Here is a 12,663-nt window from a genome sequence, read left to right as displayed (position 1 = left end):
GGGCGAGGCGCATGCCAGACTGGCTGGCTTGGAAAGCCAACTAATATACGTTCCACCCGCGCCATAAATAAAGACGGTGCGAGGTGAAATTCAGCCTGCCGAGGTTCCTTCATGCAAAAGATCGACAAGACACTGGAAGAATGGCGCGCCATGCTCGACCCCGCCCAATACCAGGTGTGCCGCCTCAAAGGCACCGAGCGGCCGTTCAGCGGCAAGTACAACAGCGAACGGCGCGACGGCATCTACCACTGCATCTGCTGCGACCTGGCGCTGTTCGACGCCAAGGCCAAGTTCGACTCCGGTTGCGGCTGGCCGAGCTTTTACCAGCCCATTGAAGAGGCCGCGATGATCGAGATCCGCGACACCTCCCACGGCATGATCCGCACCGAAGTCACCTGTGCGCAATGCGACGCCCACCTGGGCCACGTGTTCCCCGACGGCCCGCCACCGACCGGCCTGCGTTACTGCATCAACTCGGTGTGCCTGGACCTCAAACCCCGCGATTGAAGGAGCAAACGCATGGCCGATGCACTGCTGGACATTCCCTGCGTCACCCTCGGCGGCGAGCAGAAAGTGCTGGGCGATTTCGCCGGCAAGGCGCTGCTGGTGGTCAACACCGCCAGCCAGTGCGGTTTTACCCCGCAGTACAAGGGCCTGCAGCGCCTGTGGCAGGACTACCGCGAGCAGGGGCTGGTGGTGCTGGGCTTCCCCTGCAACCAGTTCGGCAAGCAGGAGCCGGGCGATGCCCGAGAGATCGCGCAGTTCTGCGAGGTCAATTTCGGCGTGAGCTTCCCGCTGTTTCGCAAGGTCGAGGTCAACGGCCCCGGCACCCACCCGTTGTTCGCCGCGCTCAAGCAGCGCGCCCCGGGCCTGTTGGGCTCGCAGAAGATCAAGTGGAACTTCACCAAGTTTTTGCTCGACCCGGCCACCGGCAAGGTCACCCGCTACGCGCCGACCACCAAGCCCCAGGCCCTTGAGGCCGACATCGAGCGTTTGCTCAAACGCTAAGCGGCACCCAATGGTCGATCAGCGCCAGTAACTCCTCGCGGCGGAATGGCTTGGCCAGGTAGTCGTTCATGCCGGCGGCGCGGCAGCGCTCGCGCTCCTCGGGCATGGCATTGGCGGTCAGGGCGACGATGGGCAGCTCCGGCCAGCGACCGCTCTGGCGGATACGCCGGGTCGCCTCGTAGCCGTCCATCACCGGCATGTTGCAGTCCATCAGCACCAGGTCGAAGCCTTCCTGCTCAAGGAATTCCAGGGCTTCGGCACCCTGGGCAGCGACTTGCACCTGGCAGCCGAGCTTGCCCAGCATGCCCTTGGCCACCAGTTGGTTCACCGGGTTGTCCTCGACCAACAGGATGCGTGCCCGGCGTTCCTGTGCCATCGACACCTCGTGGGGCAGGGGGGCGTTGGCCTCGCCCTGCAGGGTGCGGCGCAGGGTGTGGTAGAGGGCGTTGCGCGCCAGGGGGCGGGCCAGTTGCTGCAACGGTGCCAGTTGCGTCGCCTGCTCGCTGGGCAGGAAGCTGCCGTAGGCGGTGACCAGCAGGATCGGCGCCTGGATGCTTGGGCGCAGCGCCAGTAGCGGGTCCAGGTCATCGGTGATCAGCAGGTCGACGGCCCCGCTCAGCTCGCTCGCCGCGTCTATCCGCGCATAGTCCAGCCCCCAGCGCGGCAGCAGCCCCTGCAGCAGCTCGGCCAGGCCACTGCCGGCACTGGTCAGGGCCACCACGCGCCCGGTCAGCGGCACCGGCGGGATCGCCTCGGTGTGGGCGGGCAGCGGCAGGTCGGCGCTGAAGCGGCTGCCAAAGCCGGTTTCGGACTGGATGTGCAGGCGGCCCTGCATGGCCTTGCACAGGTTGTGGGTCAGGGTCAGGCCCAGGCCGGTGCCGCCATACTGGCGGGTGATACCCGCGCCGGCCTGGGTGAAGGGCTGGAAGATGCGCGCCTGGGCCTCCTCGGGGATGCCGATGCCGGTGTCGCTGACCTCCAGGCGCACGCCGCCGACGATGCTCGACAGGCGCAGGTCGACGCGCCCGAAGCGGGTGAACTTGAGGGCGTTGGACAGCAGGTTGCTGACGATCTGCCGTACCCGGGTGGGGTCGCCGAGCACGCTGCTGGGGAAGTTTGCGGCAATCAGGCAGGTCAGCTCGACACTGGCTGCGGCGTTCTGCGACAGCAGGTTGGCGGTGTCCTCGACCATTGCCCCGAGGTCGAAGGGGATGCGTTCGAGCTCCAGCTGGCCGGCGTCGAACTTGGACAAATCGAGGATATCGTTGAGCAGCTCCACCAGTACCTTGCCCGAGTCGTGGGCGATCGACAGCTGCTGGCGCTGTTCGCCGGCCAGGGGGCTGTCCAGGGCCAGGGCGATCATGCCGAGCATGCCGTTGAGCGGGGTGCGGATCTCGTGGCTCATGTTGGCCAGGAAGGCGGCACGCGCCTGGGCCATGCCCAGGGCGCGCTGGCGCGCTTCGTCGAGTTCCTGGTTGGACTGGCTCAGGCGGCTGTTGCTGGCCTCAAGCTCGTTGGTGCGGGCCGAGACGATGTCTTCCAGTTCGTTAAGGTACTGGGTCAGGCGGTTCTCGGCGTTGCGCCGCTGCTGGATCTCGGTGGCCATGCTGACGAACTGCTGGTTGGCGACCTTGACCAGCACGCCGATCTCGTCGTTTTCGTGGCCCTTGGGGCAGTCCACCCGGGTTTGCCGGGGTGTGCGCGCATCGCCACCGCTCAAGGCGCTGATCACCGTCACCAGCGGTTTGGTCAGCATCAGGTAGAACAGCCCCAGGAGAATGCCGGTGAGTACCAGGCTGCGGGCGAAGCCGTTGACCAGGGTGACCCCGGCGCGGTCGAGGAAACGCCCGCCGAAGGCAAAGGTATCGACGTCCAGATACAGGGTGCCCAGGTATTCGCCGGGCATGTGGGCCAGGTACAGGCGGTCCTGGAACTGGCGCTGCTCGCCGAACAGGAAGTCCGACAACGGCCGGTAGCGGCTTTCCAGCCGCGGGCGTTCGGTGTCGGCCAGTACCGTGTCATTGTTGTCGATCAGCCGGGCGCGCAGCAGCGCCGGGGACTTGAGCAGGCCGCCGGTGAGTTCCTGGGCCAGTTCGGTGTCGATGTTGTAGGCAATCCGTGAGGCGGTGTCGTGGCTGATCTTCAGCAGCGCCTGAATTTCACGGTTGATGGACGCGTCTTCGCTGGCATAATCGATGCCGATCTGGATGAGACTGAGCAATGTTCCCAGGATGAAGCCGACCAGGACTGTCAACCGGGCTTGCTTGTATGACAGGCGATTGGTGAACTTGATATCCATGGGTCCCAAGCCGGTGATGTGCTCCGTGCGCTGCGCAAGCATAGCCGATCAGCCTTGGCTGCTGGCGGGTCTGTCAAACATTCAGCCTTGCTAGCCATCTACCAGGAGTCGTCATGGATCCCCGCCTCATTACCTTCCTCGACCGCGCCGAATCCGTCCTCGCGCGCCTCGAGCCTTTGCTGCCCGCCCCACGCCCCGACATCGACTGGTCGCAGACCCTCGCCGCCCGCTGGCAGCGCGATGGTCGCAGTGGCTACCTGATGCCGCTCGAGGTCAGCCTGGATATCCGCCTGTCCGACCTGATCGGCGTCGATCAGCAGCGCGACCAGCTGGGCCGCAATACCCACCAGTTCATCAACGGCATGCCGGCCAACCACGCCTTGCTGTGGGGCTCGCGCGGCACCGGCAAGTCGTCGCTGGTGCGCGCGCTGCTGGCCGAACACGCGAGCGAAGGCCTGCGCCTGATCGAAATCGAGCGCGACCACCTGGCCGACCTGCCGCGTGTGGTGGAGCAACTGCAAAAGCTCGAACAGCGCTTCATTCTGTTTTGCGACGACCTCTCGTTCGAAGCCGGGGAGGGCGACTACCGGGTGCTCAAGAGCGTGCTCGACGGCTCGCTGGAACAGGCCCCGGACAACGTGCTGCTGTACGCCACCTCCAACCGCCGCCACCTGGTGCCGGAAAAACAGAGCGACAACGAAAACTGGAAGATGGTCGACGGCGAGCTGCACCCCAACGAAGCGGTGGAAGACAAGATTGCCCTGTCTGACCGCTTCGGCCTGTGGCTGTCGTTCTACCCCTTCAGCCAGGAGCACTTCCTGAACGTGGTCGAGCACTGGATCGGCCAGTTGGCGCGCCCGGCCGGGCTGCGCTGGGAACGTACCGAAGCACTGGATATTCTCGCCGTGCGCTGGGCCACCGGCCGCGGCAACCGTAATGGCCGTTGTGCCTATCAGTTCGCCCGCTACTGGGTCGGGCTGCAATTGCTGGAGCAGAAATAAATGATCGACCTCAACGCCAGTGGCCAGGGCCTCGACGGCTACGCCCTGCTGGCTGCGCAAGTGCAGGCGCTGTTTGCCAACGAGCGTGACTTCATCGCCAACGCGGCGCAGTTCTCGGCTTTTTTGTACAACCAGGTGGATGACCTGAACTGGGCCGGCTTTTACCTCAACCGCAACGAGCAGTTGGTGCTCGGGCCGTTCCAGGGCCAGGTGGCGTGCGTGCGCATTCCGTTCGGCAAGGGCGTGTGCGGCGCGGCAGCGGCCACCCGGCAGACCCAGCGGGTCGAGGACGTGCACGCCTTCCCCGGGCATATCGCCTGTGACAGTGCGTCGAACAGTGAGCTGGTGATTCCGTTGGTAAAAGACGGTCGGTTGATCGGCGTGCTTGACCTGGACAGCCCGAAGCTTGGGCGTTTCAGTGAGGCCGACCAGGCCGGGCTGGAGCGCCTGGCGGCGATCTTCCTCGAGCTGAGCGATTGCTGAAATGAAGAAGGGGCCTGCAAAGGCCCCTTTCTTGTGTCACCTGTGTTGGCCGGCTCCCACACGGTTCGCACGGACCCTGTAGGAGCGGCCTTGTGCCGCGAAAGGGCTGCAAAGCAGCACCGGCGATATCTGCTTTTACGCTGAGACCCTGGGTCCGCTGCGCGGCCCTTTCCGACCGGACCGGCGCCCCGTCAAGGCCGCTCCGCGGCGATGCGTAATCAGTCGTAGATGACCTTCTTCTTCCAGGTCTCGTCTTCGTCGGTCTTGAGGCCTTCGGTCAGCGCATTCTGATCGTCCGCTGCCGGCTCCATCTGATCCAGCACCTGGGCGTTCGCCCGGTTCAGCAGTTTCTCCATGTAGGTGAGCTGCTCTTCATACTGTTTGGGTTCGGGCTGCTTGCGCAGGTACTGGACGCCACGCTCGAAGGCCAGCCGCGCCTGGCCCGGCTGGTTCTGCTGCAGCGCCTGCTGGCCGAGGTTGTTGAAGAACTCGATGTGCAGCAGCACCAGGATGTGGCGGATCTCCTTGACCCAGTACTTGCCCTCGTTGGTGGCCAGGAAGCCTTCCTGGGTGGCGCGCACGATCTGGTTGTGCAGCAGCTCCAGCAAGAAACGCACGTCCTTGGCCTTGACCTCGGTGTGGATAGGCGAGGGCGGGTTGCCGACCGGGAGCTTGTCGCCCTGGGCGATCAGGCCTTCGAGCTCGGCGATACGCGCCTTGAGCTCGGCACTGTGCTTGTCCAGTGCCAGCTGGCGCTGGTTGAGGTTCAGCTCCAGGCGGGTCAGCAGCAGCTTGAGCGCCGGGGTCATGAACTGGCCGGGGAAGGTTTCGGTGATTTCGCCGCAACGGCGCAGGCGGTCGGCCAGTTCTACCTTGAGCCTGGCGCGTTCGAGTTTGCCGTTTTCGACCACGTTGTTGAGGTAGCCGATCACGATCAGCAATGCGATACCCGCAACGATAAGCAGGGTGATCAGAAGTGGTGTCACCGTAAACGCCTCATGAAGAAGTTTTGCATCTGTCGAGAGTGTAGTGAGTTCGCCGAAAAGCGAACAGTGCAGCCCGGCGGACAGGTAGGGGTCGTTGTATGCACAGGCCTGCGGGGCTACTGCTGTATATCGGCCGCGATCTGGATTTCTCTAGGTGCTGGCGCATTGCCATGAGCTTGCCGGGCTGCCGTCAGAAAATCAACGCCAATCCTCGGGCGCGCCTGTCAGCACCTTATAGGAACGCGGGAAGTCATTGATTTAAATAAATTTCTACAAAGGGGTTGACGGCTTTCCATGGCATCCATAGAATGCGCGCCACTTGCAGCGTAAAGCACACAGCGAAACGCGGCAGGGAGTGAAGATGTAGCTGTGTCCCCTTCGTCTAGTGGCCTAGGACACCGCCCTTTCACGGCGGTAACAGGGGTTCGAGTCCCCTAGGGGACGCCAATGCGGGAATAGCTCAGTTGGTAGAGCACGACCTTGCCAAGGTCGGGGTCGCGAGTTCGAGTCTCGTTTCCCGCTCCAGTTTCTCCGGCAATGCTTCGGCAGGGCAGGAAAAGAAAATCCAGGTTGAATCGCGAGGTTCATGCCCTGGTGCGCTGAAAAGCGTCGGCTTAGTCCCCTTCGTCTAGTGGCCTAGGACACCGCCCTTTCACGGCGGTAACAGGGGTTCGAGTCCCCTAGGGGACGCCATATTGCGGGAATAGCTCAGTTGGTAGAGCACGACCTTGCCAAGGTCGGGGTCGCGAGTTCGAGTCTCGTTTCCCGCTCCAGTTTCAACGGCGTCGTTCTAAACGGTGCAGGGTGGTGAAGGTCTTCAAGGCGCTTCACGCCAAATGCGGTAAAGCTTCACATTGCGGGAATAGCTCAGTTGGTAGAGCACGACCTTGCCAAGGTCGGGGTCGCGAGTTCGAGTCTCGTTTCCCGCTCCAAATAGATGAACGAAAAAAGAGACGAAAGTCTCTTTTTTCGTTTCTGGCGTTTTAAAAGTCGCATAGAAAGCCCCGTGTGCCGCTGGCACCCGGGGCTTTTGCCTGTTCAGCGGTAGGTGATGGTGAAGTCCAGCGCGCCTTCGGCCAGCCTGCGGGCAGCACCCACCAATGCCTGGCCAGCATCCGCGATGCCAGCGGCGCACACCTGTTACAGGTGGATTACGCCAGCAGCAACCGCTACAACCTGAACCTGCACCCCAATGCCGGCGCTGGGGGCAAGGCGCTCGCCAGCTATGCGGTGCACCTGATCGGGGGCCTGGTGGACAAGGTGGTGCTGCCTGACGAGCAAGGCAGCTGGCGTTTTACCTACCTCACTGATGCCAGCACTCAGGGCATGACCTGCCTGGCCAGCGTGGAGACCCCGACCGGCAGCCTGGAAACCCTCACCTACGACGCGGGCGGCCATCGCTTGCCGCAAGGCGGCCCGCGTGAGCGGCTGCCGCGGGTCGGGAGCCACACGCTCGACCCCGGTGGCAAGCAGCCGGTGATGGAAACGCGTTGGGCCTACAGTGCCGAGAACTTCATGGCGGGCAACAGTGCGGTCAGCTGGATCGACGGCGAAGACAACCTCTATAACGCGGGTGCCAGCTATGTGTTCCACTCCGAGGAAAGTCTGTACCGAGCAGGCGAGGTGGTGCGCAAGATCAAGCGTGTTTATGACCGTCATCATTTGATGTTCCAGCAGGTAGCTGACCCGGGTCGGGCGCGCCTGGCCCTTCGGCAACGGGTACGCCTGGCGGGCGAAGGGCGCCACCATGGCCGCGGCCTTCACATCCTGTGTCTGGCTTTCGGCACCGACCCGCAGGTGGTTGAAGGTGTAGTGATAGGGGGAGGGGTTGTCGACCACCAGGTGCGGCTTGCCGTCGAGATCTTGCAGCGACCAGGCCAGGCGTTCGAGCTGATCCTCCGGCTTGTCCTTGAGCTGGGCCGGGCGATGGAAAAGCTTGATGCGCGTGCGCAGGGCGATGGTCAGCACGTTCTCGCCGCCGCTGGCTTGCTGCGGGATTTCCTGAACGTTAAAGAAAAACAGTGACTCGCGATCCTGCGGCAGGTCGTTGGGCAGGCCGTTGATCTGCACCATCTGCTCTTTGCCTGGGTCCAGGCGGAACAGCGCGGGTGTGGGGATTAGCGGCACGGCGGCCAGGGTGTCATCTTTTTCGGTGTTGACCCAGGTTTGCACGGCGAAGGGGCGGTTGCTGGGGTTGGCGACCACCACCGACGAACTGCGTGCGTCGCTGCTGTGGATGACCCGGGTGGCGTTGATGGTCAGTGCGGCTTCGGCGCAGGGCAGGCTGGCGGCCAGGCCCAGGCTCAGCAGGGCGCGGCGAAGGCGTTGAGGGCGAAGGTTCATGGGGGACCGTGGTGATGGGTTGCGGCACAAGGACGCCCGGTCAGGCAGGGTGCCTCACCGGGCGTGGGGATTACTTCAGGGTGAACACGTAGGCGACGTCGGTGTTGGCCGGGCCAGGGGCGACGTTCGCGGCGATGGAGCGGTAATGCGCCGAGAACAGCATGTCGGTCGGGTCGGTGTCGTCCAGGTCGTATTCCTTGGAGTCGCTGCCATAGGCGATCAGGGTCTTGGTGTTGTCCTTGATCGCCAGGGCGAGGCCGGCGGTGCTGGCCGAATCCAGAGCGTGCAGGTCTTGCCATAGGCGATCAGGGTCTTGGTGTTGTCCTTGATCGCCAGGGCGAGGCCGGCGGTGCTGGCCGAATCCAGAGCGTGCAGGTCGCCCGCTGCGCCCGCCGCGCCATACGCGCCGGTGAAGGTCACCACGCCTTTTTTGCCGGTGGTGTCGCAGTTGGTGCCAGGTGTGACACGCATGGAGAAATCGCGGCTGCCGAACTCGGTACCGATGGCGGTGAACTTGCTGGCCGGCACGTTACCCATGAACACGCGGCTCAGTGGCAGGCCGGTGGTGGGGTCGATGATTTCGATGGAGCAGGTACCGGCGGTGACCAGGCCATGGAAGTTGATGGTGCCGGTGTTGGCGTGGGCAATACCGGCGGTGGCGCCCAGGCTCAGGCCCAGGGCAATCAGGGTTTTTTTCATGAAGGACATCCGTAGTCTATGGGATGCCCCACAGTAGGCGGGGCCTGCTGCGGGGCGGAGCACAAGACTACGTAAGGTGGGCGCACAGGCGATGTAGGGTAAATCGACTTGCGGGGGAGGGAATTTCGAAAGGGCTCGATCAGTGGCTGGTGGTGTTGTCGCCCGGCATCGACAGCAGCTGCTTTTCCTGGTGCCAGTCGAACGGCTCGCCGTTCTGCTCGGCCTCGTAACGGCGCTCTTCCAGTTGCTGGTACAGGTCGAGCTCTTCGTCGGGCATGAAGTGCAGGCAGTCGCCGCCGAAGAACCACAGCAGGTCGCGCGGTACCAGGTGGGCGATTTGCGGGTAGCGCTGGATCACCTGGCACAGCAGGTCCTGGCCCAGGTACTGGCTTTCGAGCGGGTCTTGCGGCAGCAGGGTCAGCAGCTCGTCGTAGCGGTCGAGGAACAGGGCGTGGCTCTCCTCGGGCACCTGCTCGGCCTCGCCCAGCGCGGCCAGGATGGTGCGCAGGTGGTGCAGCAGTTGCAGGTGGTAGTCCAGGTGGGGGGTGGCCATGGGGTGGTCCTCGGTGGTTCAAAACAGGGGGCGGAGTATACGCCTAATCGCGCAACGTCTGGCTCCAGCGCCGTACCTGTGGGAGCGGGCTTGCCCGCTCCCACAGGCCCAGCGATGGAATTCAACGCACCTTGCCGGGTACCGGCAACAGTTGCTCCTTGTCGAACGCATCCACGTCGATCACCACCCGCCTGGCCTGCTCGGCGGCCTGCAGGCGTTGCCCGTCGGCCGGCTGCAACACCCCGGCCTGCACCGCCGCATCGATCACCGGCTGGCCCGCTTGCGGTTGCACCGTGCCCGCCTTGAGGGCCTTGTGCATCACCACCTGCAACGGCGCTACCTCGTCCAGCAGGTCGCAGGCCCGTTGCAGGGCGGCCACCGGGTCACCCGCGGCCTGTGGCCGGAAGCAGCCGGCCAGCAGTTCTTCCAGTGCGGCATCGCCTTTGCTGCGGCCGATCAGTGCCGCCACTTCGGCATCCAGTTCATCACTGGGCCCGGTGTGGCGGCGGCCGAGCGGGAACACCAGCACGCGCAGGGCGCAGCCGATGAAGCGGTTGGGGAAGTTGTCCAGCAACGCATCCAGGGCCTGCTCGGCCTTGCCCAGGCTCTCCTCCAGTGCCCAGCGCAGCAGCGGGCGCATGCGCTCGGGCGAGCCGAGGTCGTGGTAGCGCTTGAGCGCGGCGCTGGCCAGGTACAGGTAGCTGAGCACATCACCCAGGCGGGCACTGAGCCGTTCGCGGCGTTTGAGTGCGCCACCGAGCAGCATCATCGACAGGTCGGCCAGCAGGGCGAAGGCCGCCGCCTGGCGGTTGAGGGCGCGGAAATAACCCTGGCTCAGGGCATCGCCCGGCACCCGCTCGAAATGCCCCAGGCCAAGGCCCAGCACCAGGGTGCTGGCGGCGTTGCCGGCGGCGAACAGGATGTGCTGCATCAGCAGGTCGTCGAACTCCTTCAGCGCATGGTCGTGGTCTTCGCGCCCGACCAGGGCCATCTCGCGCAGCACGAACGGGTGGCAGCGGATGGCGCCCTGGCCAAAGATCATCAGGTTGCGCGAGAGGATGTTGGCGCCCTCGACGGTGATGAAGATCGGCGCGCCTTGCCAGTTACGGCCCAGGTAGTTGTTGGGGCCCATGATGATGCCCTTGCCGCCGTGCACGTCCATGGCGTGCTGGATGCACTCGCGGCCGCGCTCGGTAAGGTGGTACTTGAGGATCGCCGACAGCACCGAGGGTTTTTCGCCCAAATCCACCGCCTTGGCGGTGAGCAGGCGGGCGCTGTCCATCAGCCAGGCGTTGCCGCCGATGCGCGCCAGGGATTCCTGGATGCCCTCGAAGGCATTCAGCGGCACGTTGAACTGTTCGCGCACCCGGGCGTACTGGCCGGTGACCAGGCTGGTGTACTTGGCCGCACCGGTGCCCACGGCGGGCAGGGAGATGGAGCGGCCCACCGACAGGCAGTTCATCAGCATCATCCAGCCCTTGCCGAGCATCTGCTGGCCACCGATAAGCTGGTCCAGCGGCACGAACACATCCTTGCCGCTGTTGGGGCCGTTCATGAAGGCGGCGCCCATCGGTAGGTGGCGCTTGCCGATGTCCACGCCGGGAATGTCGGTGGGGATCAGCGCCAGGCTGATGCCCAGTTCTTCCTGTTCACCCAGCAGGTGGTCTGGGTCGTAGGCTTTGAACGCCAGCCCCAGCAGGGTGGCGACGGGGCCGAGGGTGATGTAGCGCTTTTCCCAGTTCAGGCGCAGGCCGATGACTTCTTCGCCATTCCACTGGCCCTTGCAGACGATGCCGGTGTCGGGCATGGCGCCGGCGTCGGAGCCGGCCAGCGGGCCGGTGAGGGCGAAGCAGGGGATCTCCTCGCCACGGGCCAGGCGGGGCAGGTAGTGGTTGCGCTGTGCGTCGGTGCCGTAGTGCAGCAGCAGCTCCGCCGGGCCCAGGGAGTTGGGGACCATCACCGTCGAGGCCAGGTCGCCGCTGCGGGTGGCCAGTTTCATCGCCACCTGCGAATGGGCGTAGGCGCTGAACCCCTTGCCGCCGTATTCCTTGGGGATGATCAGGGCGAAGAAGCCGTGTTGCTTGATGTGCGCCCAGGCCTCGGGGGGCAGGTCGAGGTCCTGGCCGATCTGCCAGTCGCTGACCATGGCGCAGAGGGCTTCGGTGGGGCCGTCGATGAAGGCCTGTTCTTCTTCGGTGAGCTTGGGCGCCGGGTAGTCGAGCAAGGTGTGCCAGTCGGGGCGGCCGCTGAACAGGTGGCCGTCCCACCACACGGTGCCGGCGTCGATGGCTTCGCGCTCGGTTTGCGACATCGGCGGCAGGGTGCGCTGGAACCAGGTGAACACGGGCGCGGTGAACAGCTTGCGGCGCATTTCGGGCAGGGCGATGAAGGCGACCTTGAGGGCGATCACCGCCCAGATCAGCGTCAGCAGCCAGCCGGGGGCGTGGCTGAACAGGCCCATCAGCAGGGTGTAGGCGGCCATCGCCGCGAGGATTTGCAACGGCGGCAGGCGACGGTGCGTGAGGTACGCAGCGCCCAACACCAGAACCAGCAACCACAACAGCAACATGATGCTTCCTCCTTGGAACCAGGGGCAGTGAGCCGACCCACAGAGCTTAGACGGGCTGGCTGGCTTGTTAGGAGGACAGACAGGGTGGGGCGGTGGGAGTTCTGCGGGAGATGTGTTGGTTGGTTGATTTTGGGGCCGCTTTGCGGCCCTTTCCGGCCGGTCCGGCGCCCCGGCAAGGCCGCTCCTACAGGGGATACGCGGTCCCCTGTAGGAGCGGCCTCGTGCCGCGAAAGGGCTGCGCAGCAGCCCCGAAGGCTACTCGCTACCTCGGCCCATCCCCAATTCCATGTCATCAATCAGCGCCTTGGCCATGGCACTGAGGATGCGCGCCGAACTGCCGGCGAGCAGGTCGCTTTCCATTTCGGCCTCGCAGGTGAGGTGGCGGATGCAGCCGAGCAGTACCGACAACTCGTCGAAGGCATGCTGGAAGGGGATGCCGGGGCGGATGCTGTACAGCTCAAGGCAGTGGGTGCGGCCGGCCGTGTTCCCCTGGGGGGCTGGCTCGCTCATGGCTGTGCCCCCGTTTCGTGGCGGATCAGCGGGTAGAGCAACTGGTTCAGGTACACGCAGGTGTTCAGCAGCGTTTGGCGCTGCTCTTCGGAATCGGTGTCGAAATAGAAGTCGAGGACTTCGCGCAGGCATTCCATCAGGGAGGTGGCTTCGGCGCGGGCGGCTTCGGGGGTGAGGTCGGGGGAGACGGTCAGGTAGGGAAAGAAGCGGGG

Annotated in this window: 12 protein-coding genes and 5 tRNA genes; 9 read left to right on the top strand and 8 right to left on the bottom strand. The window is 64.7% G+C overall.

What is annotated here, in order from left to right; genetic code table 11:
• Nucleotides 1-111 precede the first annotated feature (111 nt).
• Together msrB and L6D77_RS04385 are read left to right on the top strand one after the other, a co-directional pair.
• A complete protein-coding gene (gene msrB, locus L6D77_RS04390) occupies nucleotides 112-507 on the top strand; it encodes a peptide-methionine (R)-S-oxide reductase MsrB (RefSeq protein WP_232884968.1) in 396 nt (131 codons plus the stop codon).
• 12 nt (nucleotides 508-519) lie between these two features.
• Nucleotides 520-1,008: a glutathione peroxidase gene (locus L6D77_RS04385; RefSeq protein WP_232884967.1), complete on the top strand. Its 489-nt coding sequence runs from the start codon at nucleotides 520-522 to the stop codon at nucleotides 1,006-1,008.
• Here L6D77_RS04385 and L6D77_RS04380 read toward each other — a convergent pair.
• Nucleotides 998-3,349, bottom strand: a complete 2,352-nt coding sequence (locus L6D77_RS04380; protein WP_232884966.1) for a hybrid sensor histidine kinase/response regulator — start codon at nucleotides 3,347-3,349, stop codon at nucleotides 998-1,000. The two genes, L6D77_RS04385 and L6D77_RS04380, sit on opposite strands and share 11 nt — an antisense overlap.
• Nucleotides 3,350-3,420: 71 nt before the next feature.
• Between L6D77_RS04380 and L6D77_RS04375 the strand changes: the two genes are divergently transcribed.
• On the top strand, nucleotides 3,421-4,308 hold the full coding sequence (locus L6D77_RS04375; RefSeq protein ID WP_232884965.1) for an ATP-binding protein: 888 nt from the start codon (nucleotides 3,421-3,423) through the stop codon (nucleotides 4,306-4,308).
• A complete protein-coding gene (locus L6D77_RS04370; RefSeq protein ID WP_232884964.1) occupies nucleotides 4,309-4,791 on the top strand; it encodes a GAF domain-containing protein in 483 nt (160 codons plus the stop codon).
• A 218-nt stretch (nucleotides 4,792-5,009) separates the two neighbouring features.
• Here L6D77_RS04370 and L6D77_RS04365 read toward each other — a convergent pair whose 3' ends face one another.
• The gene (locus L6D77_RS04365; RefSeq protein WP_232884963.1) at nucleotides 5,010-5,777 is read right to left on the bottom strand and encodes a hypothetical protein; all 768 of its coding nucleotides are present in this window, start codon (nucleotides 5,775-5,777) and stop codon (nucleotides 5,010-5,012) included.
• A gap of 371 nt (nucleotides 5,778-6,148) precedes the next feature.
• Here L6D77_RS04365 and L6D77_RS04360 point away from each other — a divergent pair.
• The 5 genes from L6D77_RS04360 to L6D77_RS04340 all read left to right on the top strand — a co-directional run bounded on the left by L6D77_RS04360 (nucleotide 6,149) and on the right by L6D77_RS04340 (nucleotide 6,709).
• A tRNA-Glu gene (locus tag L6D77_RS04360) sits at nucleotides 6,149-6,224 on the top strand.
• A gap of 2 nt (nucleotides 6,225-6,226) precedes the next feature.
• Nucleotides 6,227-6,302, top strand: a tRNA-Gly gene (locus tag L6D77_RS04355).
• 92 nt (nucleotides 6,303-6,394) lie between these two features.
• Nucleotides 6,395-6,470 (top strand) — tRNA-Glu (locus tag L6D77_RS04350).
• Nucleotides 6,471-6,474: 4 nt separating this feature from the next.
• Nucleotides 6,475-6,550 (top strand) — tRNA-Gly (locus tag L6D77_RS04345).
• 83 nt (nucleotides 6,551-6,633) lie between these two features.
• Nucleotides 6,634-6,709: transfer RNA gene (locus tag L6D77_RS04340), tRNA-Gly, on the top strand.
• Between the two features lie 208 nt (nucleotides 6,710-6,917).
• On the opposite strand, the gene L6D77_RS27275 is transcribed toward L6D77_RS04340, so the two are convergent.
• The 6 genes from L6D77_RS27275 to L6D77_RS04310 all read right to left on the bottom strand — a co-directional run.
• A complete protein-coding gene (locus tag L6D77_RS27275; protein ID WP_269807701.1) occupies nucleotides 6,918-8,120 on the bottom strand; it encodes a fimbrial biogenesis chaperone in 1,203 nt (400 codons plus the stop codon).
• A 219-nt stretch (nucleotides 8,121-8,339) separates the two neighbouring features.
• A complete protein-coding gene (locus L6D77_RS04330; protein ID WP_232885198.1) occupies nucleotides 8,340-8,819 on the bottom strand; it encodes a fimbrial protein in 480 nt (159 codons plus the stop codon).
• A 139-nt stretch (nucleotides 8,820-8,958) separates the two neighbouring features.
• A complete protein-coding gene (locus L6D77_RS04325; RefSeq protein WP_232885199.1) occupies nucleotides 8,959-9,372 on the bottom strand; it encodes a PA2817 family protein in 414 nt (137 codons plus the stop codon).
• Between the two features lie 121 nt (nucleotides 9,373-9,493).
• Nucleotides 9,494-11,941: an acyl-CoA dehydrogenase gene (locus tag L6D77_RS04320; protein WP_232885200.1), complete on the bottom strand. Its 2,448-nt coding sequence runs from the start codon at nucleotides 11,939-11,941 to the stop codon at nucleotides 9,494-9,496.
• A gap of 255 nt (nucleotides 11,942-12,196) precedes the next feature.
• A complete protein-coding gene (locus tag L6D77_RS04315) occupies nucleotides 12,197-12,451 on the bottom strand; it encodes a DUF3077 domain-containing protein (protein WP_232885201.1) in 255 nt (84 codons plus the stop codon).
• Nucleotides 12,448-12,663 (bottom strand): hypothetical protein (locus L6D77_RS04310; RefSeq protein WP_236169972.1); only part of this gene is annotated, 216 nt, incomplete at its 5' end. The genes L6D77_RS04315 and L6D77_RS04310, both read right to left, overlap by 4 nt.

It is taken from the genome of Pseudomonas parasichuanensis, from assembly GCF_021601385.1.
Lineage (GTDB): Bacteria > Pseudomonadota > Gammaproteobacteria > Pseudomonadales > Pseudomonadaceae > Aquipseudomonas > Aquipseudomonas parasichuanensis.
Note: the sequence above shows the minus strand (reverse complement) of the source record. Positions and strands in the feature narration are given on the sequence as shown.

Coding starts and splice junctions, on each gene's coding strand:
- L6D77_RS27275 (WP_269807701.1), bottom strand. CDS start 8,120: ATGAACCTTCGCCCTCAACGCCTTCGCCGCGCCCTGCTGAGCCTGGGC.
- L6D77_RS04385 (WP_232884967.1), top strand. CDS start 520: ATGGCCGATGCACTGCTGGACATTCCCTGCGTCACCCTCGGCGGCGAG.
- L6D77_RS04315 (WP_232885201.1), bottom strand. CDS start 12,451: ATGAGCGAGCCAGCCCCCCAGGGGAACACGGCCGGCCGCACCCACTGC.
- msrB (WP_232884968.1), top strand. CDS start 112: ATGCAAAAGATCGACAAGACACTGGAAGAATGGCGCGCCATGCTCGAC.
- L6D77_RS04375 (WP_232884965.1), top strand. CDS start 3,421: ATGGATCCCCGCCTCATTACCTTCCTCGACCGCGCCGAATCCGTCCTC.
- L6D77_RS04330 (WP_232885198.1), bottom strand. CDS start 8,819: ATGAAAAAAACCCTGATTGCCCTGGGCCTGAGCCTGGGCGCCACCGCC.
- L6D77_RS04325 (WP_232885199.1), bottom strand. CDS start 9,372: ATGGCCACCCCCCACCTGGACTACCACCTGCAACTGCTGCACCACCTG.
- L6D77_RS04370 (WP_232884964.1), top strand. CDS start 4,309: ATGATCGACCTCAACGCCAGTGGCCAGGGCCTCGACGGCTACGCCCTG.
- L6D77_RS04320 (WP_232885200.1), bottom strand. CDS start 11,941: ATGTTGCTGTTGTGGTTGCTGGTTCTGGTGTTGGGCGCTGCGTACCTC.
- L6D77_RS04380 (WP_232884966.1), bottom strand. CDS start 3,349: ATGCTTGCGCAGCGCACGGAGCACATCACCGGCTTGGGACCCATGGAT.